We start from the raw sequence: 24,784 nt of genomic DNA, 5'->3' as shown, positions 1-24,784 counted from the left end.
AGACAGGTATCATCGGTATATGGCGATGACACTTCGACTTCCCGACGACCTCGACGCGAAGCTCACCGAGCGTGCTCGTCGCGAGGGCCGCAGTAAGCAGGAGCTTGCCATCGAGGCGATCCGGGAGGCCCGGAATCGGGCCGAGTTGAAGGTCGATGACGTCCTGGCCGAGCTGATGGACAGCGATGCGGAGATCCTGGACTACCTGAGGTGACCGAGGTGCGTTACCTCCAGATCGACGAGATCCTGGCTATCGCCCGCGCGGTCAACGGTACCGAGCACAGTGTGCGGGACATGGGGCTTTTGGTGTCGGCGATCGAACGGCCCCGGACCCACGTGTTCGGGGCCGAGCTGTATCCCGGGTTGCACGACAAGGCGGCGGCCCTGTTGCACTCCGTTGCCCGCAATCATGCGCTGATCGATGGCAACAAGCGCACCGCCTGGCTCGCCATGCGCGTCTTCCTGCGGTTCAACGGCGTCGGCCCCGGTATCGCCCCGCCGCCCACCTCCATCGCCGGACCGTTCGTCGAGGACGTCGCGCAGGACATCATCGATGTCCCGGTCATCGCCAAGCGCCTCTCGGTCTGGTTCCCCGTTTCCCGACGCACGGCGACGTGAGGGCCGGGGCCTCGCGTGCCCGGTGCCGTGCGGGTCTGTCAAACGAGCGGCTCTGTCTCACATTCGGTGGTGACGGATAGTGCCTGCTATCCGAGGAGGATGCGGTGGCGAAGAAGGGGGAAGCCTGCTCGTCCGTGCATCTGAGGTGCGATGCGCTTGGTCTTGGTGTTGACGCCCTCGGTGGGGCCGTTGCTGTAGGGAAGCGTGAGCGCGGCGACCACGGCGTCGCGGTCGCGGTCCAGGCCCCGGGGTGAAGGAGTGCAGGTGGGGCAGGTCGGCTGCCCCACAGCCGCTTCACGCGCTAGTAGTGTGTCGCATCTAATTCTTGGGTAGGGGTGGCGGAGTTTGATGCGTGCGTCTTCGGTGGTGAACTGCCAGTCGACTTGCCGCTGCTGGGCGTTGGTGGCTTGCTGCCGGGCGGCGAGTTCGGTGTTGAGTACGGCGATGTCGTTGATGCGGCGGTCGAGGCATTGCCGGGTGAGCGCGGAGAGTTCGATCTCGGCGATGTTGAGCCAGGAGCCGTGCCTGGGGGTGTAGTGGATCTCCAGGCGGGCGGCCAGGTCGCGGGCTTTGGCGGGCTTGAATGTCTCGTAGAGCGAGCCGATGGTGTGGGTGTTGAGGTTGTCCATGACCGGCACGACTTTCTCCGCGTCGGGATAGTCGCAGGTCAGCAGCTGGTCGACTTCCTCGGCCCAGTCCAGGCGGGTTCGTTGTCGGCGGGCGTTGATGCGGCGGTGGCCGGCCAGTGGCTCGACCCACACGAAGATCGAGCATGTCCCGCCACGCACGTACTCGGAGTCCTCCTTCGGGTCACGCCCCGGAGCGGCGGGGATCGGGTCGCGGGCGTGATCGAGGAGCTGGTAGGGCTTCTCGTCCATGCAGACCACCGGAACGGCAGGGTCGTAGGGTCGGACGTAGACGTCGAGGACGTCCTCCATCCGTGCGACGAACTCGCTGTTTGCCTTGGCGGGGATGGTCCGGCATTTCTTCAGGTGAGGACGCAGTTCCGTTTTTTTAACACTCGTCCGATGGTGGAGTGATCCAGATCGGGGATGTCCTCGATCAGCGCGACGTGCTTCTCCAGCAGCCTCAGCGACCACCGGGCATGGCCCGGGGGCGGTTGCGAGCAGGCAAGCGCGATCAGCCGGGCCTCGACCTCACCGGTCACCGGCGAGGGCACTGGTGGCAGATCGCGCTTCTTCCGCGCGATCGTGGCGTGAACGTCGCCACCGGTCTCGGCGAAACGCATGGCGACCAGCCGCAACGTCTCGATCGACACCCCAGCCCGGGCCGCGATCACCGGACGGGACGCGACCTCTCCCACCGAGGTGTCCAGCTCCAGCAGCACCCGGGCCCGCCGGATCATCGATGCCGGACGGACCCCCGTCCTCACCACCCGCTCCAGCCACTCACGATCCTCACCGGTCAGCCTCACCGGCCGCTTCTTCTCCAACGGCATGACACCAGTCCTCATCCGGCAGAAAAGGGAAGGAAGATCTGCCGGCACCAGCATCCCCCACAACCAGCCAGAATTAGAAGCGACGGTCTACTAGAGCGCTGTTACCTGCTGGTGTTCCCCGCGCGAGCGGGGGTGGTCCGGCCGCCGCAGCCGCAGAACGGCTGACGGCCGCGTGTTCCCCGCGCGAGCGGGGGTCCGAGCAACAGGAGTCTTCGATTCACCGGTGGGCCGTGCTCCCGCGTGAGGGGGATGCCCTGCTCCTTGTTCGCGCTTCATCAACAGTCTCCTCCCCCACCCTCTCGCCCTCGGTTGAGGAGGGCCCACTGCCCGGACCCGGGCCGCCATCGTTCCCCTGTGTTCCCCGGAGGCCGGGAACACAGGGAGCAGTTGCGTCAAGGCCTCTCCTCGGATACCGGAGCCCTGCGGGCCGACCCGTTGAGCGCCCACTCCGCCGGCGGTTCGACCCGTCGAACCACCGGCGGGGACTCGGCCGGGTTTGCTTAAAGTTTCCGCAAAGTCGGCTCGCGGGAGGACGCCCCCACCCGGCGCGACCTGCGCGATCAGGCAGCTGACGACCCATCGGAACGAGCGTCAAATGAGCGTCACGAGCGTCAGGATATCGTCCGTAACGCCCACAACGCACATAACGCGCGCGCGAAACCGCAGGTCAGGAGCCCTTCACGGCCGGTTCCAGGATCGCGACGCACTCCAGGTGATGGGTCATCGGAGATAGGTCGGCCTCGACGGAATCCGGAAGACCCCGGGTCAGAGGCGGCTTTCCGGCTCGTTTCCCGCCATGAGGACGCCACGGGCGTCATATGAGCGTCAGGGCCCCGAACCCCATCCGCCCGGAACGGAGCAGCTGCCGTCGCGCACCGCTCCCCCTCAGTCCGCCGACGTGGAGACGCCAAGGCTCCGGCAGGGGCCGCCGACATTCCCGCTTGCGACCACCCTCGTGAGACGATCACGGTCCCCGATCCCGCGCCCCGGACCCGAGGCCGGTGGCGCGCCGCCTGCCACGACGCGCCACCTCAAGGGCACATGCCCGGAAGGCCACACGGTGCGGTGGAACGGTCGACCGCAGAGCCACTGCGTCTTCGCTTCGGTCGATGAGGCGACCGAGAAGGCTGTCAGTCCTCCGGCCGAGGCTGCCCCGTCGCGACCCGGGGTATCAGCGGAGCAAGTAACTCCTGTTTTGGGTAGGTGAGTTCATGACGACGTATCGCGACACCATGATCCACTACTCAGATGATCTTTGAAGACGGAACCCGGGCGGCTATCCCGGAAGAAACCGGCGAACGCGGTGACCTGCCGTGATGGAGGAGCGATGGTCGCCGACCTGTCCGAATGGTTTTTCGCCTGCGTTATGGTCGCACCGCTTGACGGAGTCGGAAGTCTCGGGGAAGTCCCAGAGGACTCCCGGGTCCGGCGGGGCCCCTTCGGCTTCGCCCGGGGTGTGACGGCACGCCGTGGGCTCAGTGCTGCCGGCCAACGGCGGCATCCGGCGTGTTGTCGATACGGTCCCTGGTGGTCAGGATGCGCAGGGCGTCGGCGGAGCCCGGGTCGTTCGGGGTGTAGACCTCCAACCGATGGTCGGGGCTGTCGGGCTGCAGCCAGACCTGGTAGGTGACGCTCGTGGCGCCGATGGTGGGGTGCTGGAGATGCATGGTACCGACCGTGCAGTCGGCGACCTCTCCGTCGGCCCACATCATCGCGAAAACGTCGCTGCGCATCGTGAGTTCCCCGATCAGTTCCGCCAACCGCGCGTCGGTGGGGAAGCGACCGGCGGTGAGGCGGAGGTAGGCGACGTGGACGCGGGCCAGTTCGTCCCAGTTGCGGTACAGGTCACGGGTGAGGGGGTCGAGAAAGAACATCCGGGGAACGGAGGGGCGACGGAGCGAATCCTGCGGCGCATTGACGTCGATGTGCTCGGCGATGAGAGCGTGCCCCGTACGGTTCCAGGCGAGTACGTCTCCACGTCGCCCCAGCACGATCGCCGGTGTCGCGTCGTCAAGGGCCTGCAAGAGCGTGAGTACCCGCGGGTTGGGGGTCTCCCGGTGCGGTTCGGAGAGCCCGGGGTTCGAAGGCTGTCGGGCGAGATTGTGCAGATGGACGCGTTCGATCTCATCGAGTTGCAGCACCCGGGCGAGGGCGTTGAGGACCTGCTCGGACGCGGTGTCCACCTGCCCCTGCTCCAAACGGGTGTAGTACCCCGCGCTCACCCCCGCGAGTTGCGCGAGTTCTTCGCGCCGCAGTCCCGGGACACGGCGGGCGGCACCGTAAGCGCGCAACCCGATCTCAGCCGGTGTGACCCGGTCACGGCGACTCTTCAGGAACGTTCCGAGACTCTCCACACCGCTGAGGATAGGACGACAGGGCACACCCGTGGGTATACCTGTCAGGGGTACCCACAGCAGGGGGATGGCCGGCAGGCAGCCCGTGCCGGACGGTGAGCGGTATGTCTGAACAGCATGTACACACCCCACCCGACCGACGGGCCTGGTTCGGTCTCCTGGTCGTTCTCGGGCCCGTCCTCCTGGTTGCCATGGACGGATCGATTCTGTTCCTGGCGATGCCCCGGCTCAGCCAGGCACTCACGCCGAGCGCGGACCAGGCCCTGTGGATCCTGGACATCTACGGTTTCGCCGTCGGCTCACTGCTCATCGCTTTCGGCAGCATCGGCGACCGTTACGGCAGACTGAAGTTGCTCATGATCGGCGCGACGGTCTTCGGTATCGCCTCCGCCACGGCGGCGTTCGCCCCCACACCGGAGTTCCTTATCGCGGCCCGCGCGCTCATGGGCATCGCGGGAGCCACTCTCCTGCCCTCCGCCCTGGCGGTGCTGAGTGAGCTGTTCGGTGATCCCCGACGACGGGCACAGGCAATCGGTATCTTCGCCGCGGCGTTTGCCGCCGGGTTCGCCATCGGCCCCATCGTGGGCGGCCTGCTGCTGGAACGGTTCTGGTGGGGATCGGTTTTCCTGATCAACCTTCCCGTCATCGCCCTTTTCCTGATCTTCGCTCCGATTCTGCTCCGTGAGGTCCGTGCCACCCGACCGGGCCGTGTGGACGCGCTCAGCGTCGTGACCTCCGCAGCCGGCCTCCTGCTCATGATCTACGGTCTCAAGCATGCCGCGACCGAAGGGCTCTCCCCCACTGCCGTCCTGGCAGGACTGGGAGGGATTGCCCTCCTGGCGTGGTTCGCCGGCCGTCAGCGAAGCCTCGAGCACCCGTTGATGGACTTCTCGCTCTTTCGCGATCGTGTTTTCACGGTCGCGATCATCACCGGCTTGCTACCCCTGGCCGCATGGTCGGCAACCGCCTACCTGGCGGGCATCTACCTCCAGTCCGTCCTCGGACTACCCGTCCTGCATGCCGCACTCCTCGCTCTCCCGGGAGCGGTGGTACTCACCACGACGTGCATCGTCACACCCATGGTGGTTCACCGCATCGGCAAGCGGACCGCTCTGATCGCCTGCCATTTCTCCATCATCACCGGTCTCCTGCTGCTGCTTCCGATCACCATCACCGGCGGAGTGGGTTGGTATGTCGCCTCCACCATGGTCGCGGGCGTCGGGTACGGCATCTCCTTCGCCGTCGTCGCCGATACCGCTGTCGGCGCCGTACCCACGGAACGAGCCGGCTCGGCGGGAGCCATCGCGGAAACCAGTAACGAACTCGGCAACGCCCTCGGTATCGCGCTTCTCGGCTCGCTCGCCGCGCTGATCTTCCGGCTTCAGGGCCCCGACCTGGCCCCCACCCTCACCGAGACCCTTCAGCTTCCGAATTTGGCCCCCACGATCATCGAAGAGACAAAGTCGGCTTTTGTCACCGGCCTGCACGCAGCCGTGATCGTGGCCGGTCTCCTGCACGCGGCACTCGGGGTTCTCGCCCTCCGCTGGCTTCCCAAGTCGGCGACTCCGGAGGTCACCGGCGATGTCCTTCCCGACGACACGGTGGACCGGACGAAGACAATCGCCTGAAAAATATCGAATACCCGATCGACTGCCCCATGAAGTGCACCGGCGGTGATCCTCACGACCGAAAGCAGCGCGAGGAGAGCCGTCGTGTGTCGCTATATACAACCCCTCCTACGGATTTTCACCAACAGCTGGGCAGTGAGATTTTTCAGCCATATTCATCACCACGTCTCGTCGAGGACAAGGAGGGCGCTCGCGATGGCCCCCATGCGAATGGGCCACACCGAGCCAAAAGCTGACCCGTAAGTGCTGGTTACGAGTGAGACGATTTCACGATGACCGGTGTAATCACAGCATCGGAACCGTCCTGGACAGCCCCACTCGCCGGGCTGAACCCTCGACAGTTCGGCACCCCAACTTCACCCTGCGCCGGCTCGCCCCGCTGTTCGGCGTCTCAAGGCAACCATCAACCGGAGCGTCGACCACTTCGGGCCGACTATCGCGCTCCGATCACGTCGGCGGTATTGCAGGGACACCCTGCTTACGTGGACGGCGCCCCGGTCCCTCCTGACCATGTCATCGCTCAGCATTCCGGAAACCGCCGGTACTCCACCAACCACCACGTCGTCATCAACGCCGGCACCCGGTTCGTCGTCGCCGTCGGCCGACCGGTACCGGGCAACCGCCACGACTGCAGGGCCCGGAAGATCTCCGGGACCCGGGATGCCGTGGGCACCACACCCAGGGCGATCGCCGACGGCAACTACTGCGGTACCGGTCCGATTATCCAATAACGCCGTCGGCACAGAGGAGAGGAGCTGTCCGCCCGGAAGGAGGAACACAACACCTCTCACCGATGGCTACGCGTTCATGTCGAGCACACCTTCACCCGAATGAAAAGCTGAAATAGCCTGCGCGACTGCCGATACAGGGGGACGGTGTTCACCACTCCGTGCTTCGCATCACTCCCTCCACAACCTCGCCCTCACCGAGTGAGCAGCAAACGAGGGCGGTGTCAATTCGTTGAAGCAACGCCTTCGGTGAGGGCGCGTTGGAAGGCTTCTTGTGGGGTGAGGTAGCCGAGGCAGCGGCGGGGCTGGTTGTTGATCTCTTCGGCGACGGCGGTGAGGTAGGGCTGGTGGCCGGTGATCTCGGTGCCTTTGGGGAGGTAGCGGCGGATGATGCCGTTGGTGTTCTCGTTGGTGGGTCTCTGCCAGGGGCTGTGGGGGTCGGCGAAGTAGACATCGAGGCCGGTGGCGAGGGTGAGGGCGGCGTGGCGTCCCATCTCGGTGCCCTGGTCCCAGGTGAGGGACTTGCGGACCAACTGCGGCATTCCGTGGACCTGTTGGGTCAAGGCGGTGGCCAGTCCGTCGGCTTGTTTGCCGTCGGGCAGGGCGAGGATCATCAGGAAGCGGGTCGTGCGGTCCACCAGGGTGGCGGCGGCGCTTTTACCCTCTTTGCCGATGATGAGTCGGGTAGCGGGGACGCATTACTGTGTCCCCGCCCCCTCAGAACCGTGCAAGCAGCTTTCACCGCACACGGCTCAAGCAAGCCCCGAAGGCTCGCCGGCAGGCAAAAGTGCTGGACTTGTCATCGCGGCGGCTCCATTCCGACGGTGACAATGGGTGTGGAGGAGACGGAGTCGTTGACCGCCCGGCATGCTCCTGCTTGGGAACGCGATGTATTGCTTGGAGATCGCCTTCCGGATGACGACCCGCCACGCTTCCCATTCTTGTGGGCTTTGCGGCGGGTGGTCGGCGTGCAGCAAGAGTCCTCCGCAGATCGAGCAACGGCCGTGCTGTTCCTGTAGAAGGCGCACGGTCATGGCGTCGACTGGTAGAGAGGTTCCCTTGCGGCGCCGCTGAGCCCAATAGGGTTCCAGGGCAGGGTCGTCCGGGGACGACTTCCCCTTGACCAGTTGGTGCCGGACTATCTTCGTCCAGGAGAACTTGAGGAGGTAGGCGCCGCTGTCGCGGTCACCGAACACCCACCGGTCCATCCTGGCTTTGTTGAACCGGCCGAAGTACTTGGCGGATATCCAGTGCTTCGGCTTGTTCGGGTGGCTGTGCTTGGCCCACTTGTAAGCGAGCTTCCACATGTGATTGTCCAGCGCCGTAAAGATCTCACTGGACACCACCGTCCGGTAGTAGGCCGACCAACCCCGAACGATCGGGTTGATCTTCTTGAGTACCGCACCGGCATTGGCCCCTCGCAGGGCCGCCATTTCGGTGCTGAGCCGTTCCCGTATCCGTCTCTGAGCCGCTGTGCTTGGTTTGATCAGCAGTTTGCCGTGATAGCGGCGGACGTTGAACCCCAAGAAGTCGAATCCGCTCTCCGCGTGGACGATGCGTGTCTTGTCCTCGTGGAAAGCCAGTCCCCTGGGCGTCAGCCATGCAGCCAGCCGTTCTTTGACCTGCTCGGCCTGTTTACGGCTGGTGCACATCGCGACAAAGTCATCTGCGTATCGCACCAGCACGGGGCTGCCGCTTTGGGCACTTCCGGCATCTCTGCCGGTGGTGTAATAGCGGACCCCTGCGGCTTCCTCCATTCCATGCAGGGCCACATTGAAGAGCAACGGGCTGATCACCCCTCCTTGCGGAGTTCCCTCCTCGGTTGGGGCGAACCGACCGCGATCCACGACCCCGGCCTTCAGCCACTGTCGGACCAGCCCCCTGGCGGGGAAGGTACCGAGAGCGGCCATGAGACGGGTGTGGTCGATGCGGTCGAACGCCGCCGTCAGGTCTGCGTCGAGCACCCATGCACGCTGCGGGTTCTTCCCGTTGAGCGTGGAGTAGATGGCCCCGATCGCGTCGTGACAGCCGCGGCCGGGCCGAAAGCCGTACGACTTCGGCTCGAACCGCGCTTCCCACTCGGGTTCCAGTGCTCCCAGTGCCACAGCTTGCAGGCACCGGTCAACGATCACGGGAATTCCGAGTCCGCGCTTCTTCGTGGTCCCCGGTTTGGGGATGAACACCCGCTTGACGGGCTTGGGAATCCACGGTCGGACACGATGCTGGACCCAGTCGGCCAATGCGGCCTTGGACTGGGACAACAGCACGACCTTTCCGTCGACTCCCGCCGTCGCACGTCCAGCATTGATCTCCGTGACCCGCCGCACGCTCAAGAGCGTGTTTGAGCGGGAACGGAGCATCAACTTCTGTAGATTGCGGACCTTCTTGAGATCCCCTGCCTGCGATGCCGTGAAGATTCTCTGCCGCAGACGCCGTACGTCTTCCTCGACCCGCCGCCAGTCAATCGACGCCCAGTCCAAGTCTTCGCCCTCGGGTCCGTTCACCGGCGCGGAAGCAGCCGGAAGGGCCGAGGCCGCTCCGTCCGCCATCAGCATGGTGTCCAACTTGCCCCTCGGTTCCGTCGTCTTTGTTCAGCGATTCTGCACAGGCTCACCCGGCCCACGTCAGCACCCTTTCGGGTCCGGGCAGTGCACCCGTATCCGGACGGTTATGTGAGACGACCGGCGGAGGGGCCGGTCATGATGCATCACTTTCCCGTTTCCTTTCGGCTTCCGGCATTGGCTTGTTGGACCGTCCTGTTCCCGCTGGGGAGTTGAGCCTTCCTTGCGGTCGGCTGACCGGGCCGAAGCGGCCCGGACCCCAACGGGGTTTCCACGTTCCACACGAATGAGATACGACCGGGGTGGGTGCTCCCTTTACCCCGAGGCGGCGGTGTCCACCTGGCCGGAGTGACCTCTACCAGCCAGCGCCTGCCGCTTCTCAACGGATAGCCATGCACCCCACTCACGCATTCCATCGGCGGGGCTTGGGATCACGAGGCATCATCGGGAGTTCATATACTTCACCCGTCCGGTCTTCCCCTTGCCTGTAACTCCCGGATGGAACGGAAGTCCTTGGGCTTTCCCCTGAGCTTCGCACCACGCCGTTACCGGCATCGCACGTCAAGGGCGGGGACGGGTCATACGGACACGGACCCGTGACTGCACCTACGGTTTCATCAACCGCCTCTCCAATCGGTCAGTCCACTCAAATTCGTGCAACTTCGTGTCGCACGGTCGCCTTCCCAGTGTCCTGGGACCTGGCGGCCGAGGGCCTCTGCGGGGCGGTCGTGGATGGAACGCATGCCGATGATGCGGGCGCCGTTACCGGCGGCGGGTTTGCGCTTGGGGCCGCGGCGGGTGCGGCCCGAGGGCAGCAGGATGCCGTTCTTGGCCAGCTCGCCCTTGGGCAGGGCGTAGATCCACGTGTAGACGGCCTCGTGCGAGATCGTGTCGCCGCCGGCTGGGAGGGAACCTTCCATGAGACTCACGGTGGCGTCGGTGGCCTCCGGTTTCAAGCGGCCCGCGATCTGGTTGGGGCTGCGGCCGTGCCGCAGGTCCGCCAGCACACGCCGGCGCAGCATCATGTTCTGCTCCAAGAGCCGTTGTTGAGGACGCGAACGGCGCTGCGCGGCACGCTTGTGCGCGGCCACGGCCCGGTAGCCGCGCTGCGAGGAGTTCCGCCCGAGTTCCCGGCTGATCACCGACGGGTCGCGGTCCAGCCGCCGGGCAAGCTCTCGTACCCCTTCGTTCCGGGCCCGCCCGAGCGCGATCTCCTCACGGTCCGCCAACGTCAACGGCCTCCGACCGGCCACGAGCAACCCCTCTCACCTGCAATGTTGCTTCGAGACTATGACACCGCCTCGTGCTTCAGGAGGCGGGGAACCAGACCGAGAGGCGCTTGGCGATGACCGGGACATCGATGATGTCCTGCGCGACGTCCTCGACGAACGGTCCGGCGATGGAGGTGGGCGGCGGGGCGATACCGGGGCCGACGCCGTTGAACCGCAGGAAGACGCGCATGGCGAGCCAGGCGGTGCGCTTGTTGCCATCGATCAGCGCATGATTGCGGGCAACGGAGTGCAACAGGGCCGCCGCCTTGTCGTGCAACCCGGGATACAGCTCGGCCCCGAACACGTGGGTCCGGGGCCGTTCGATCGCCGACACCAAAAGCCCCATGTCCCGCACACTGTGCTCGGTACCGTTGACCGCGCGGGCGATAGCCAGGATCTCGTCGATCTGGAGGTAACGCACCTCGGTCACCTCAGGTAGTCCAGGATCTCCGCATCGCTGTCCATCAGCTCGGCCAGGACGTCATCGACCTTCAACTCGGCCCGATTCTGGGCCTCCCGGATCGCCTCGATGGCAAGCTCCTGCTTACTGCGGCCCTCGCGACGAGCACGCTCGGTGAGCTTCGCGTCGAGGTCGTCGGGAAGTCGAAGTGTCATCGCCATATACCGATGATACCTGTCTGGTATCTTGTCGGCACGGCGATGCCCGTGCCACCTCGGGCAACGTTCGCCCTGCCAGGACGCCGCGCCGGGTTCGCTGCACCGTGCGGCGCCGGACAGCCGAAATGATCACGTGGCCGACCGCGTGCGGGGCAGGGAGATCGATAACGATGAGGGCAGTCACGTGTTGCGGATCATCCACAGGGGCACCCGGGCCGGTGGTGACCCGGCGGTATGCCCGGACGATGCCGCCGGCGGGCCGCGACGCGGGCGGAAGCGAACAACGACGGTGTCACGAGCCGGGCCACAGGGCACAGTCGCACCCGAGAGCAGGCGACCGGGGCGCCGGCGAGACGGGGAATGACTCTGTCGGGGATCTTGGAGTTCTCGGGACAAGGGCTGTCTGCGGTTGGAAAACTTCGGGCGGTCCTGCGTGGTTCCGTCCTCCTGAGGTGATCAGTGTCCGTTCGTCCCCGGTCCGGTGTAGTAGTTCCCGAGCTCACAGCTCGGATGGCGCGGGCGAGCAACCCCCGTGGCACCACGGCGATGTGGGTACGTGATCACCTTGACGGGCTCTGGGACGATGAGGACTTCGTCTCCTGGTATCCGCGCGATGGCCGCCCCGGACTCTCGCCGGCACAGCCGGCCATGGTCTGTGTTCTTCAGTTCTTACTGAACCTCTCCGACCGGCAGGCGGCCGAGGCGGTGCGATGCAGGATCGACTTCAAGTACGCCCTGGCTCTGGAGCTGGACGACCCGGGGTTCCATCACAGCGTGCTGACGGACTTCCGTGATCGTCTGTGCGAGGACGATCGCGCGGACCAGCTGCTCTCTCTGTCGCTGGAGCGGATGCGGGCAGCCGGCATGGTCACCGAGCGCGGGAGACAGCGCAGCGACTCCACCCGGGTCCTGGCTGCCGCGCGGGACCTCACCCGTCTGGAGCTGGTCCTGGAAGCAGTACGCGCAACGTTGGAGGAAACCGCCCAGCGGGCACCCGACATCCTGGACGGGCTGGTGGATGCCGAGTGGGCCACCCGCTACGGACGTCCGGTGCGGCTTCCCAGCCGGCCGACTCACCCCGTCACCCGGCTCAAACAGGCAGGAGCAGACGCCCACGGACTCCTGCAGCGACTGCCGCCTCACCAGCGCGGTCCTCGCGCGGAAGCGCTACGGCAGATCATGGTGCAGAACTTCCTCCTCGACGCCCGCGGCAGACTACGTCCACGTACCGAGAAGGACGGACAGCCCAAAGGAGCCATGCGGATCGTCACGCCCTACGACCGTGACGCCCGCCGGGCTATCCGGGGCAATACCCGCTGGAGCGGCTACCTCGTCCATGTCACCGAGACCTGCGGAACCGACGACGCCCGGGCCAACCCGATCACGGACATCGCCACCACCGAGCCGACCCGGGACACCGAGGCCCTCCCCGGCATCCACACCCGGCTGAGTGCCCGCGAGCTGCTGCCCCGGCAGCACCTGCTCGACGGCGGCTACCTCTCCGTGGCGCTGCTGCACCGCTCCCTCCGCGACCACCGCGTCGAACTCGTCGGCCCCGTGAAAGCCGGCGGCGCCCGGCAGAGCAAGGAACAGTCCGGCTTCACCCGGGACGACTTCTCCATCGACTTCGACCAGCGCCAGGTCACCTGCCCCAACGGCGAGACCAGCCACATCTGGCTCGAGCCACCGGCCATGGCGCCCCACACCGTGGCCCGGTTCCGCCCGCACCAGTGCGACCCGTGCCCCGACCGGTCTGCCTGCACCCGCGGCACCGCCGCCCGCACCGTGAACTTCCTCCCCCGCCCCCTCCACGAGCTCCAGGCCCGGAACCGCACAGACCAGGAAGACACCCGGTGGAAACGGCTCTACGCCACCCGGTCCGGCGTCGAAGGCACCATCTGCGAGTTCATCAACGGACACCAGGCCCGACGCAGCCGCTACCACGGCATCCGCAAAACACACGTACAGCACATCCTGACCGGCATCGCGATCAACATCGAACGCCTCGCCTCACGCACGACTCGACACCCCCACCGCCCTCGCGCACCCACGACCTTCCAGGAGTACCTCAACACCCGCGGTCTGACCTGGGAATGCTGGTGGCGACAAGGCAAATGAGGTCACGCCCAAGATCCCCGACAGAGTCGCTCGGTGATCCGCCGGGATGGGGGGCGGGAGCCGGTGACGTCGGAGGGTTCGGCATATCCGTAGGCACCGCCCACGCCTATACCACCGCCGTCGTGCGGCTCCTCGCCGGCCGGGCGCCGGGCCTGCTCAAGACCCTGCGCGAGCACGACCCGGACTACGTGCTCCTGGACGGCACCCTCAGCGAGTGCGGCCGCCCGGGCGACGGACGCGCCGATTACTCCCACAAGCATCGGCGCCACGGCGTGAACGTGCAGGTCGTCACTGATCCCGAAGGTCAGCTTCTGTGGATCTTCGCCGGCCTTGCCGGGCCGTGCTCACGATCCGACCGCCGCACGCACCCACAGCATCATCCGAATTTGGGAACGCCAGGGCGTCCCGATCGTCGCCGAACCCGCCTACATCGGCGCCGGCTCCCCGGGTCACTACCGTCATCCGCCGCCCGCCCAACGGCGAACTGTCGCCGACCGAACGGACGCTGAACCGGGCACTCACCCGGGCCCGCACTCCTGTCGAACGAGGCGTCGCCCGCCTGAAGTCCTGGCGGATCTTCCGCCGGAGCCGCTGCAGCCCGGACCGCATGACGGACATCGCCGCAGCCATCCTCACCCTGGAGAGCCAACACTGAAAATGCTCCGTCACTTTTCGGTGTCTCACTCATACCATGTCAACGAGTAACACACCGAAAAGCGACGGAGCAATATTTGCGAAACTTCAAGAACCCCGACAGGGTCGCCCTCTGCGAACTTTACACTCAAGGAGACCCAAAACAGGCGGGGTTCTCATCATTTGATGAGAACCCCGCTTAACCCGCTTGTCCAATGACAGCCGTATCAGTTTTACCGGCTACACCCAGCATGCATACGCAAGGGCACCCCAGTAAAATCTCCAGAATTTAAAAATCAGTTCCTTTACGCTCCTTGATGAGCTCCCCATAGGCAACCTTCAAGGAACTGATGTATTCACGCAGGCGCGAATAAACATCCTCGTCCGACAACTTACTCAGACCTTCCTCCACAAGGCGAAAACCCTCATCTACCACTTCTTCGGCGTGGCGAATCTCATGTGGCTCATCGGCTCCCAGGAACCCAGTCAATGCTGCTTCGAGGAAATCCACCTCAATGCGAAGATCTTGCATTTCTTCCGATTGACCCAGACCTACGTGCTCTTCAAACCATGGCCCTTTCGAGAGTGAATTTTCAAGCCGTGACACACGTCTCTTCCGCCACATGTCTTCCTTCTACCAAAATGTTTGTCAGCGAGTAAGGCCTGGATTGAGCTTCCCTCCTGGACTACCTCGATGATTACGCTTCGTCCCTCGAACATTTCTCAAGTGACTTTGCGCTGCCCTGTGATAGCTCTTGGCAGAGCCATATTTTTTACCATGCCTTTTGTAATGATACACGAAGGAGCGCGCCGAGTTTTTGAAACTTCCACGCTGGAATGTCCTACCGACACCATAAGCAGTTTTCCGACGGCGGGTCACATAGAGAGCCGCCCTCATGCTGCGCGTCTTATTTACCGTACTGTAAAGCCGATAGGCACGCATCCCCCAAGCAACAGCCCCCACGCCGGGAATAAACCCTGCCGCCGTTAGCCCAATTTCCCACTTGTATTTCCAGGCAAGGCGGCCGGTAGCTTTAACTCCTCGCTTGACCGCATTCCAGGCTTTTCCCCATACCTTGCCGTCAAGGTCGTACTGGTTGATGGGGTCGCCGGGATAGCCGTAGAGGTTGTCGCCGCCTCCGTAGACGGGGTCGATGGACAGGAAGCGTCCGGTGTGCGGATTGTAGAGGCGCACGCCCATGAGGGTGAGGCCGGTGAGGGTCTCGGCGGAGCGTTGTTTGGCCCCCAGCCAACCGTAGCGGGTGGGTTCCTGGCCGGTGCGGGGGTTGCCGTACTCGTCGTGGTCCAGGACCACCGGGGCCTGGCCTGCGGTGAGCGGGAGCTGGAGTGCGACGTCTCCGTGGATGTTGGTGACCTGGAGAACCGTGTCGCCGCTCGCGCCGGTGGTCGCCGCGAGGTCGCCGGAGGCGGAGTCGACGTTGCGGGTCACCTCGCCGGTGGTGGTGTTCTCCACGATCCAGCTGGGGTTGTCGCCGTCGCCGCTGTAGTGGTTGCGCTTGGACGCGGCCTGTGTCCAGGTGCCCCCGGTGTTGGTCTCCACGCTCCAGGCGCGGAAGCGGTGGTCGGCATCGAGGGTCCAGGTCTGGCGCTTGCCGTCGGCGGTCTGCCGGTGGACCAGGTCATTGGCGTGGTAGGCGATGGTGCCGTGACCGGGGGCCGTGGTGGTGCGGCCGAGGGCGTCGTAGACGTGGCCGGAGGTTGTGAGGCGGTCGGCGGTGTCGTAGGTGTAGGAGGTGGTGGTGCCTGCGCTGGTGGGGCAGGCGTCGCCGGGAAGGCCGGTGGCGGTGCGCAGGGAGGTGCGGTTGGTGCGCTGGTCGAAGGTGTAGGTGCGTCGGGTGCAGATGGTCTCGGTGGTGTCCTCGACCTCGGTCAGGCGGCCGAGTTTGTCGTAGCGGTAGTGCTGGGCGGACCAGCCTGCGTGGGTGACGACCTGGCTGTGGATGTTCTCGGTGACGGTGTCGCTGTAGAGGACGGTGCCGTCGCTGTCGCGGGTGTACTCGCGTTCCAGGATCGAGCCGTCGGGGTTGGTGGTCTCCCGCACCGTGTAGCCGCCGGGCAGCTTCTCGGTTCTGGGTTTGCCGTCCGCATCGTAGGTGGCCCGGAAGGTGCCGGCGACGGAGTCGGTGGTGCCGGTGGCCAGGCCGCGGGGGTCGATGGTGTGGTCGTAGGTGTGGGTGACGGTGGACGGAACGCTGTCGGTGACGCGGACCGGCCGGTCCAGCAGGTCGTAGTGGGTGCGGGTGGTGCCGCCGTCGGCATCGGTGTAGGAGATCTCCCGGCCGAGCTTGTCGTAGGCCTTGGTGATGGTGCCGCCGGTGGGTGAGACGGTGCGGACGGCTTGGCCGGTGGCCGGGTCGTACTCGGTGGTGGTCGCCGGTACGGCCGTGCCGAGCCCACCGGTGGTGCTCACGGTTACCGGGCGGCCCGCGCCGTCATGGGTCGTGGTGGTGGTGCGGGTGACGCTGTTGGCGGTCTCGGTGACCTTGGCCCTGGCACCCCACCAGTTGTACTCGGTGACGGTGGTGGGCAGTTGGGTCGGGTGCGAGCCACCGCCGGTGATGGGGCCTCCGGGCCCCGTGGAGCAGAGCAGGTCGGCCCATTCGGGGCGCCCGGCACAGGTGCCGGTGCCGGTGGCGGACCAGTAGGTCGTCACCCGGGTGAGGGCGTCCGATCCGTTGCCGCCCGGACGGATCTCCTTGGTCACCCTTCCCTGATCGTCATATTCGGTTCGGGTGGTGACCGCCAGACCGCCGGGGTCATTGATCGTTTGGACCGGCATGCCCTTGACCCAGTCGTACACCGTCTGGCTCACCCGGGTCTCGGCATGGACACCTGGGTGTTCCCGTACCCAGGCGCCCGTGGTGACCTTGGTGACCTGGTCCTTGACGGTGGCGGTGCCGTTGGTGGGCCGTCCGGTGTCGTATTCGTTGACCGTCCAGGTGCGGGCGGACACGGAGGTGCCGGCGGGAACCAGGGTGGTGGTGCCCTGGGTCAGATTCGCGGTGTTGATCGACACCGCGCACGTGCGGGCCGAGGAGGGGGCGAGCACACAGGTCCGAGCCCCGTGGATCGAGGCAGGGCGGGTCCCGGGATGCACGTCCTGTCCGATGCGAACGGCCTGCCCCTCGTGGTCGCCGTCTCAAGTGGTAACACCACGACAGCCAAGGGTTGAAGCCGATCCCGGTCGGTCTCCCATCAGAGCACGACCCCGAATGCGGCCGCCACCACCGCCCCGGGCGGGTTCATGCGGACAAGGCCCACGACATCCCCGACCCGGGCCGATGGATGCGCGGCAAACGCCTGGCCGTTCGTATCGCACGCAAGGGCGTAGAGAGTTCCCAACGACTCGGACGACAGCGGTGGAAGATCGAGAGGACCATCGCCCGGCTCGTCGGTTACCGCCCTCTGTCCCCGCGCGACGAACGGCATTCCCGCAACCACCCGGCCTTCCTCGGCCTGGCCGCCGCACTCGTCTACTACAAACGCCTACATCGACATAGAACACACCCTAAATTCAATAACCAAGCACAGGAACAAAGAAATTCCCTACAGTCCAATATGCTTCGCAAATCGCACTGGCCAGATTGAGCAAAAAATAACAAGAATTGCGACTCCGACCAGATAGGGAATAGCCCACTGAGGGCTGAATACGGCCGACACGAGGGAGGAGAGTTCCACCCCGGTTATTCCACCCCCCAGGAGAAAAATCAGAAGCATTACCAGCATCGACTCCGCCAACCAAGTGATAAGCCAGATAGCTCGGTCACCGAAAGAGAGTTGATCTTCATTAAAGCTCATTCCGCTCAACCCCACCACTTTCCTGCCAGGAACAAACTGCACAAAAATATACAAAAAGAAAGCCACTACCGTCAGCCAGTGCAGGTGATTCACACCCTCATCAAAAAATCCACCACCTCTGACGGCCGCCCCCGCCAGCACAAAAGAAAAAAAGAGCCACGAGGCCCGCAGGGAGAAACCTATCTTCACCCACGCACCATAGGCAAAGGGATCCGCACCCACATTAAACTCCACAAAAAGTCAGGTAATTAAATTGCCGTGGGGGCACTGCCCATAACAGCGCCCCCACAAGCCCGATAAGCCAAGCGTTAACTTCGGCTCATCCTCCAACACCGCTTCCCTCGGGCAGAGGCCCCCAAACTCAAACCTCCTGCCACCAATCCTGCGCCAACCTGGGCATTCCTATTGCTCCAGTGCATCGACCCAGATCCTAGCAGGTAACCACCCACCAAACAGCCTGTGTGTCGGAGTCCAGCAGAAGCACGAGAACGCGTGGTCCTACTGAAGTAGCGAGTGGTGAACTTGGTGCGCGGAGCGGCATGTCGCCCGCGACGCATGGAGCGACCCCACTTGTATCCACGATAGGCGTATTTTGCCGCCTTGTAGGCTTTTTTGCAGTATCGGAAACACGCTACCGCTGCGCGTACTCCGAAAACCACCAAAGGCACCCATTCACCATTGACATCGGGACGGTTGATGGGGTCGGCAACTCCGAACTCATAGGCGTTGTGGCTGCCACCGCGGACCGGGTCGATGGACAGGAAGCGTCCGGTTCGCGGGTCGTAGACTCGGGCGCCCATCAGCATCAGGCCGCCACCAGCTTCGGCGGAGCGTCGTTTGGCTCCCAGCCATCCGTATCGGACGGCGGGCTGCTCGGTGCGCGGGTTGCCGTATTCGTCGAAGTCGAGCACCACCGGAGCCGCGCCTGCCGCCAAGGGGAGTTGTACAGCTACATCCCCATGGATAGTGGCGACTTGAAGGACGACATCACCGGTGGTGCCGGTGGTGGCCGCCAAATCGCCACTGGCGGATTCGACATTGCGGGTTACCTCGCCGGTGGCGGTGTTCTCCACGATCCAGCGGGGGTTGTCGCCGTCGCCGGCGTAGTGGTTGCGCTTGGATACGGTCTGTGTCCAGGTACCGCTGCTGTTGGATTCGACTGTCCAGGTGCGGTAGCGCAGGGCGGAGTCGAGGGTCCAGGTCTGACGCTCACTTCCACTGGTGATGCGGCGAGCGAAATCGTTGGTGTAGTAGGCGACACTGCTGCCGGGAACAGCGGTGGTGCGGCCGAAGCCGTCATAGGTGTAGCCGCTGCCGGTGATCCTGTCAGCGCTGTCGTAGCCGTACGTGGTGGTGGTTCCACCGCTGTTCGGGCAGTCCTCACCGGGGTTGCCGGTGGCGGTTCGCAGAGCGGTGCGGTTGGTGCGTTGATCGAAGGTGTAGGTACGCCGGGTGCAGATGGTCCGGGCGGTGTCCTCGACTTCGGTCAGACGGCCAACCCGGTCGTAGCGATACCGTTGTGAGGACCAGCCGGCGTGCTCGGCCACCTGACCGTGGACGGTGACGGTGACGGTGTCGGTGTAGACGACGGCGCCATCGCTGTCGCGGGTGTATACCCGCTCGGTGACGGATCCCTCGGGGTCGGAGTGCTCGGTGAGGGTGTAGCCGCCGGGTAGCTTCTCGGTTCGGGGTTTGCCGTCCGCATCGTAGGTGGCCCGGAAGGTGCCGGCGACGGAGTCGGTGGTGCCGGTGGCCAGGCCGCGGGGGTCGATGGTGTGGTCGTAGGTGTGGGTGACGGTGGACGGAACGCTGTCGGTGATGCGGACCGGCCGGTCCAGCAGGTCGTAGTGGGTGCGGGTGGTGCCTGCGTTGGCATCGGTGTAGGAGATCTCCCGGCCGAGCTTGTCGTAGGCCTTGGTGATGGTGCCGCCGGCAGTGGAGACGTGGCGCGTCTCCTTACCGTTGGCCGGATCGTACTCGGTGGTGACCTCCGGGATTGCCGTGCCGGGGCCTGTGATGGTTTCCCTGGTCTTGCGGCCTGCTCCGTCATGGGTGGTGACGGTGGTGCGGGTCACGCCGTTAGCGGTTTCGGTGACTTTGGCGGTGTTGCCCCACCAGTCGTATTCCTTGGTTTGGGTGGGCATCTCCACGGGGTTGGAGCCCCCGCCGGTTGCCTGACCGGCGGGGCCGGTGGCGCACACCTGGTCGGCCCACTCCGGGCGTCCAGCGCAGGCACCGGTGCCGGTCGCGGTCCAGTAGCGGGTGGTGTGGGTGGTCACCGAGGTGTCGGAGCCACCGGGCACAGTGACCTTCACCTCTCGACCCTGGTCGTCGTACTCCTTGCGGGTGGCCAGACGCAGGCCGTCGGGGTCCTCAACGGTCTCCACGGGAAGACCGCGCACCCAGTCGTACACCGTGCTCTTGGACTTCACTTCACCGAACGCGGTGGGGTGTTCGCGTACCCGCGCACCCACATCACTCCGGGTGATCTGATCTCGAACGGTGGCGGTGCCGTTGGTGGGCCGGCCCTGGTCGAACGTGTTGATCGTCCACTTACGGGCCACCACCGAGGTACGTGCAGGTACGAGGACCGTCGAGCCATCCTTGAGATCCTCGGAGAGGTCGACGCGTCGCAGCGGGCCGAACTCCTCGAGTTTGCGAACTCCGTTCTCGTTGAACACCGAGCGGGTGGACAGCAGTTCGGCCCGCTCGGCAGTGGGCAGTGCGGCAATCCCGAGATGCGCCAGTTGGGCTCGCTCTGCAGCTGTGCCACCGAGCGCCAGGGCACGGTTGGCGGCGGTCAGTTCCCGGACGGCATTGCCGAAGCGATCGGTCTCGGCGGTGGTGACATGTCCACCGGGCTCCACCTTGTTGACCTGCCGGGCGGAGACGCCGAGGTAGGTGAGGGTGGCGCGGCGGTAGTCCGCAGCCGTCAGGTTTTCCCCGGTGTGGGAGGTGGGCAGGGTGTCGGCGGGGAAGATGGCGGTGGCGTCGGTGGGGGCGTCGGTCTGTCCCCAGGCCGCGACATGGGTGGTGCCCATGGCGTACGGGGCCTTGCTGCCGGTTAGCGGCACGTCGTAGACCACGCTGGTGACGGCCTCGCCCTGGACCTCATCGGCGGTGCCCTGCTTGAGTGCCGGGCGGGTGGCCTTCAGGAGCATGCCCTCGCCGGCCGTGGCGGTGTTGCCGACCCGGCCGTAGGTGAGGGTCCAGGGCAGTTCGCCGGGCGAGGTCACGCGGGTGACGCGGCCGGCCTCGTCATAGGCGTAGGCGGTCTTCAGAGCCGGGGTGATCAGTGGGTCCCAGGTCTCGCAAAGGCGTCCTTCGTTGTCGTAGCGGTAGGTCTGGACCGTTCTGGCGGTGGCGGTGGCGGCGCCGGGTTCGGTGGACCACAGCCGGATCTCCTTCACCCGCCCGGTGTAGTCGCCGAGGGCGTCGGCGGTGGCGGTGGTGGAGTTGGCGTAGACGAATTCCAGTGCGCGGCAGCCCTTGGTGGAGGGGGTGGAGGTGCAGGTGGCCGCGTTCACCGCCGAGGTGGGGGCGATCACCCGCTTCGGGCGTGCCAGTTTCGTGCCGGCGACGGTGACCGTCTCGGAGACGATGGTGGTGGTGGAGTTGGCCAGGCCGTTGATCAGAGAGCTGGAAACCACCCAGGTCTCGGAAGTGGGATCCGGTTTGGTGAACTCGGTGACCGTTCCCTCTTCATCGGTCAGCGTGAAGCTGCCCGATGTGCTGCCGGTGAGAACGAGTTCCTCCGAGCCGGGTTCGGGTATCCAATTACTCTTCGCCGCATTGGCGGTGAAATGGATTTCGTCGCCTTCAGTGGTGACCACACTCACCGCTGTGGTGCTGGAGACCCTTACATGGCTGTAGTCGGAATCGGAGAGCTCGGCCACCGTACCGGCGACCCATTCGGGGCCGAAGATCGCGACCTGGCCCTCCTGCTTGCCGCCCTTGTCGGGAGTTCGCGAGGAGGCGGTGCGCGTCACCGTGAGGTCCCAGTGGGACAAATCCTCTTCCGAGATGGTGTAGTCGCCGGTCAGGAGGTTGACGCTACCCGGTCCGACGCTCTCGACGGCGGCGCCGGAGGCATTGCGGTCGACGACGACGGTGAGGGGTTCGGTGTGGCCGGTGGCGTTGTTGGGGCCGGTGAAGTCGGCTTTGATCTGGATGGCGCCGTCGGGGTCGACGGTGGTGGTGGCGTCCCAGATCAGGCGGGCGTTGCGTCCGCCGGCCATGGGGACGGGCCAGGCCTGGAGGGGGTTGTCGCCGGTGGTGATGTGGGCCGGGGGGATGGGTTGCCAGGGGTCGGCTTCGGAGCGTCGCCAGGAGAAGGTGACGTTGTTGTAGGCGGCGGCGTCCGCGTCGGCGATCAGGGCGATGCGGCGTGCGGTGCGTTCGCCCTCGGCGGGTTGGGTGAAGCCGCCGGGGCCGGCGTGGAAGGTGTATTCGGTGGCGTCGGATGTGTTGTCGGCCTTGTCGACGGCGCGGACCTGGAGGGTGTGGGTGCCGTCGCGGTCGGGGGTGATGGTGATGTTCTTGGCGCCGGAGGTGCCGTTTGTCTGGTGTTTGGTCCAGCTCACGCCGTCCAGGGACCATTCCAGCCAGTGGTGGTCGGTGCCGGTGGGCGGGGTGACGCGGAAGACGCCCGACTGACCCTTGCCCTTGACCCATTGTCCGGTGGGGTAGTCGGTGGAGGTGATGGTGGGTGGGGCGTTGGGGGCCTGGGTGTCGACGGTGAAGAATTTCCAGGCCGACCAGCCGAGGTTGTAGTGGGTTCCGTCGTAGGGGGAGGTGCGGAACTTGTAGCGCTTGCCGTGGGTCAGGAGGTTGGCGGGGACCTTCACCTCGGCGGGGGTGCCGGAGTTCACCCGGGGTGAGACGAGGTAGGTGCCGATCTGGGCGTCGGTGACGGCGTCACGGATGTCGAAGGTGCCGTTGACCTTGTCGCCGTCGGCGTCGATGAAGGTGTCGCGCAGGGTGGGGGTGGTGGTGTTGACCACGTACTCCCCGCTGTAGGAGAAGTACGGGGGTCCGGCTTCCTGCTGGGTGCCGGTGCGCGGGCGGTAGTTGTAGGTGACCGTCAGGCGCGGGGGGTTGGAGGCGGCGTTGGCCGAGCGGACCTGCTTCCACTGCGAGGTGGCCGAGGAGGGGGCGCGCAGTCCCATGTGGCCGCGGGTGGCCTTGGCCGAGGCCCACACCTGCACCAGGTCGGTGACGTTCGCGGTGATCCAGGCGGGTCCGCCGCAGTTGGCGCGGCCGGCCGTTTGGGTGGAGGAGGCGTACTGCTGGATCCACTGGGGCTGGTTGGTCCAGCGGGTGGCGGTGGAGGCGGCTCCGGTCTCCCACACCGTCCACTGCGCGGGCGCGCAGTCGGTGTTGCCCGAGTGCGTGTTGTACAGGCGCAGTTGGGCGGAGGAGACCAGTGCGTCGCGGATGGGTGAGGTGTCCCAGGTGATGAAGGACCGCGACCAGCGTTCGGTGCCGTCGGGGTTGGTGGTGCCGGGGTTGCCGATGTGCAGTTCGGTGTTGGTGGACCAGTCGGTGGTGTCGCCCTGTTTGACCAGGGTGTCGAAGACGTTCCCCAGGTTGCCGGTGGAGGGGTCGATGGTGACGGGGTAGAGGGTGTCGGGGTCGGTGAGGAAGTCGATGTCGGGGGTCAGGACCAGCTCGACCTCCTCGCCCTCGCCGCGGACCTCCATGTCCACCGCCACCACCTTGGCGTGGTCACCGGAGACCGGGTCGACGGTGGCGTCCCACATCACCGGGGCGGGCATGACCGCCCGCTCCTCCCCCGTCTCGGGGTCGGTGAACAGGATGCTGCCGTCGCTTTGCGGTTCGATGTTCAGTCCGGCGCTCTTCAGCGGCAGGGTGTAGGAGTACTCCTTCACCTCGGGGCGTTCGGTGAGCTGGACGTACTGCTCGAAGCCGGTGCGGGTGGCCTCCACCAGCAGATCGGCGCCGGGCAGGGCCTCGGGGTAGCGGGCGATGGTGTCGTCCTCGCCCTCGATGACCGGCTCGGGCAGCCCGCCCTTCCAGCGCAGCGTCAACCGCTCATCGCCCGAGCCCAGACGCAGCAGATCCCGGGCCGGGGCCTGCTCGGCCTCCTCCAGGGAGCCGGCCGGGGTGCCGGCCTCACCGGCGAGCATCAAGCCGGCCGGGTGGGCACGGGCGGTGAGATTGCCGTCCTTGCGCTCGGTCAGGGACACATCCACCTCCCGCCACTGCCCCTCCTCGTCCTCTAAGCGGACGGGGCCGGCGAACAGGTCGGTGGTCAGCGAGCCGTCGGCGTTCACCCAGGTGGTGGAGGTCTCCGTGCGCTCCGAGAGCGCCTCGACCCGGTGCCCGGCGAGTTTGGCGGCCACCTTCGCGGAGGGGATGTCGGCGGCCTCGGTGACCTTCGCGTCATCGCTCTGCGTCGGGGCCGCCTCGCGGGAGGCCGGGCCGCTGAGTGCGACGGCCTGTCCGCTGCCGCCCGCCAGCACCGCCGTCTCGATCGCCAACAACAACGCCGCGCCCAGGGCCAGACGCGGCAACAGCCGCCGGCCGCCCGACAACGGGAACGAGGAACCGCGCCAGGCGGCGCCGTCCTCGATGGGATTTCGACCGCGTGGTGTGCGGTCGGGGCGAGAGGTAGTCATCTCTACCCGTTCTCCTGCCTACTTGATGGATGCAGTGTGTGGCATCCGTGCGGCATGAAAGTAGCCCGGAAGAAAAGACGGGAAAGCACGATAATCCGACCGACACGGACAGCTAAACCCTGATTCCCCTCTGTCGCGAACATCACACTGGGACAGAAGTCATCACACAACGTGCTGGTGAACGATGTTCGATCAACGATCCGTCACCACCCCGTTACCTTTCTCGTGGCCCCGAAACGGGGCGCCTGGCCCCCGGGCCCGGTATGGCTGTTTGCCCCCTGTCGAAGGGATGACCTGGGGGGTGTTGCCGCCGGGTCTCGGGGCACCGCTTGACCG

General features: G+C 65.7%; 14 protein-coding genes and 6 pseudogenes. 7 read left to right on the top strand and 13 right to left on the bottom strand.

The genetic code is table 11. The annotated features are described in order from the left end of the window. Positions 1-19: 19 nt before the first annotated feature. A complete protein-coding gene (locus LZF96_RS09115) occupies positions 20-214 on the top strand; it encodes a ribbon-helix-helix protein, CopG family (protein ID WP_233868476.1) in 195 nt (64 codons plus the stop codon). Next, positions 211-618 carry a type II toxin-antitoxin system death-on-curing family toxin gene (locus tag LZF96_RS09110; RefSeq protein ID WP_233868472.1) on the top strand — a complete coding sequence of 136 codons (408 nt, stop codon included), beginning with the start codon at positions 211-213 and terminating at the stop codon, positions 616-618. The genes LZF96_RS09115 and LZF96_RS09110 overlap by 4 nt, the downstream gene beginning before the upstream one ends. Positions 619-704: 86 nt before the next feature. Here the strand turns inward: LZF96_RS09110 and LZF96_RS27325 are convergent. The 4 genes and pseudogenes from LZF96_RS27325 to LZF96_RS09095 all read right to left on the bottom strand — a co-directional run. Then, positions 705-900 (bottom strand): annotated as a pseudogene (locus tag LZF96_RS27325) (transposase); the annotation flags it as partial. Positions 901-1,073: 173 nt separating this feature from the next. Next, a pseudogene (locus tag LZF96_RS09105) lies at positions 1,074-1,718 on the bottom strand (IS630 family transposase); the annotation flags it as partial. Continuing rightward, on the bottom strand, positions 1,607-2,092 hold the full coding sequence (locus LZF96_RS09100) for a helix-turn-helix domain-containing protein (protein ID WP_233868457.1): 486 nt from the start codon (positions 2,090-2,092) through the stop codon (positions 1,607-1,609). The pseudogene LZF96_RS09105 and the gene LZF96_RS09100, both read right to left, overlap by 112 nt. A gap of 1,460 nt (positions 2,093-3,552) precedes the next feature. Next, on the bottom strand, positions 3,553-4,431 hold the full coding sequence (locus LZF96_RS09095; RefSeq protein WP_233868454.1) for a helix-turn-helix transcriptional regulator: 879 nt from the start codon (positions 4,429-4,431) through the stop codon (positions 3,553-3,555). 104 nt (positions 4,432-4,535) lie between these two features. On the opposite strand from LZF96_RS09095, the gene LZF96_RS09090 reads away from it, so the two are divergent. Continuing rightward, entirely contained in the window at positions 4,536-6,059 is a 1,524-nt protein-coding gene (locus LZF96_RS09090) for an MFS transporter (protein ID WP_233868452.1), read from the top strand. A 272-nt stretch (positions 6,060-6,331) separates the two neighbouring features. After that, a pseudogene (locus tag LZF96_RS09085) lies at positions 6,332-6,992 on the top strand (transposase). 19 nt (positions 6,993-7,011) lie between these two features. On the opposite strand, the gene LZF96_RS09080 reads toward LZF96_RS09085, so the two are convergent. The 5 genes from LZF96_RS09080 to LZF96_RS09060 all read right to left on the bottom strand — a co-directional run bounded on the left by LZF96_RS09080 (position 7,012) and on the right by LZF96_RS09060 (position 11,240). Further along, positions 7,012-7,461, bottom strand: coding sequence for an IS30 family transposase (locus tag LZF96_RS09080; RefSeq protein WP_308294176.1), 450 nt, complete (start codon positions 7,459-7,461; stop codon positions 7,012-7,014). 78 nt (positions 7,462-7,539) lie between these two features. After that, positions 7,540-9,342, bottom strand: coding sequence for a group II intron reverse transcriptase/maturase (ltrA, locus tag LZF96_RS09075; RefSeq protein WP_233868704.1), 1,803 nt, complete (start codon positions 9,340-9,342; stop codon positions 7,540-7,542). Positions 9,343-9,965: 623 nt separating this feature from the next. Next, positions 9,966-10,601, bottom strand: a complete 636-nt coding sequence (locus LZF96_RS09070; protein ID WP_233868445.1) for an IS30 family transposase — start codon at positions 10,599-10,601, stop codon at positions 9,966-9,968. A gap of 55 nt (positions 10,602-10,656) precedes the next feature. Beyond that, the gene (locus LZF96_RS09065; RefSeq protein ID WP_233868441.1) at positions 10,657-11,049 is read right to left on the bottom strand and encodes a type II toxin-antitoxin system death-on-curing family toxin; all 393 of its coding nucleotides are present in this window, start codon (positions 11,047-11,049) and stop codon (positions 10,657-10,659) included. Then, a complete protein-coding gene (locus LZF96_RS09060) occupies positions 11,046-11,240 on the bottom strand; it encodes a ribbon-helix-helix protein, CopG family (protein ID WP_233868421.1) in 195 nt (64 codons plus the stop codon). Before LZF96_RS09060 ends, LZF96_RS09065 begins: the two co-directional genes overlap by 4 nt. A gap of 507 nt (positions 11,241-11,747) precedes the next feature. Here LZF96_RS09060 and LZF96_RS09055 point away from each other — a divergent pair. After that, entirely contained in the window at positions 11,748-13,355 is a 1,608-nt protein-coding gene (locus LZF96_RS09055) for a transposase (RefSeq protein WP_233868418.1), read from the top strand. A gap of 74 nt (positions 13,356-13,429) precedes the next feature. Continuing rightward, positions 13,430-14,010, top strand: a pseudogene (locus LZF96_RS09050) (transposase family protein); the annotation flags it as partial. 267 nt (positions 14,011-14,277) lie between these two features. Here the strand turns inward: LZF96_RS09050 and LZF96_RS09045 are convergent. After that, on the bottom strand, positions 14,278-14,595 hold the full coding sequence (locus tag LZF96_RS09045; protein ID WP_233868415.1) for a hypothetical protein: 318 nt from the start codon (positions 14,593-14,595) through the stop codon (positions 14,278-14,280). A gap of 42 nt (positions 14,596-14,637) precedes the next feature. After that, positions 14,638-17,013: pseudogene (locus LZF96_RS09040) on the bottom strand (RHS repeat-associated core domain-containing protein); the annotation flags it as partial. On the opposite strand from LZF96_RS09040, the pseudogene LZF96_RS09035 reads away from it, so the two are divergent. Further along, a pseudogene (locus LZF96_RS09035) lies at positions 17,012-17,513 on the top strand (transposase); the annotation flags it as partial. The pseudogenes LZF96_RS09040 and LZF96_RS09035 overlap by 2 nt on opposite strands. A gap of 42 nt (positions 17,514-17,555) precedes the next feature. Here the strand turns inward: LZF96_RS09035 and LZF96_RS09030 are convergent. Both LZF96_RS09030 and LZF96_RS09025 read right to left on the bottom strand, forming a co-directional pair. Then, positions 17,556-17,996 (bottom strand): hypothetical protein, encoded by a 441-nt coding sequence (locus tag LZF96_RS09030; RefSeq protein ID WP_233868412.1) that lies wholly within the window; start codon positions 17,994-17,996, stop codon positions 17,556-17,558. 119 nt (positions 17,997-18,115) lie between these two features. Continuing rightward, positions 18,116-24,448, bottom strand: a complete 6,333-nt coding sequence (locus LZF96_RS09025) for a DNRLRE domain-containing protein (RefSeq protein ID WP_233868409.1) — start codon at positions 24,446-24,448, stop codon at positions 18,116-18,118. Positions 24,449-24,784 lie beyond the last annotated feature (336 nt).

The organism is Streptomyces sp. ST2-7A, assembly GCF_021390475.1.
In the GTDB taxonomy this organism is placed as follows: Bacteria; Actinomycetota; Actinomycetes; order Streptomycetales; family Streptomycetaceae; genus Streptomyces.
The sequence above is the reverse complement of the archived record's forward strand: the minus strand, read 5'-3'. Positions and strand labels throughout refer to the sequence as shown.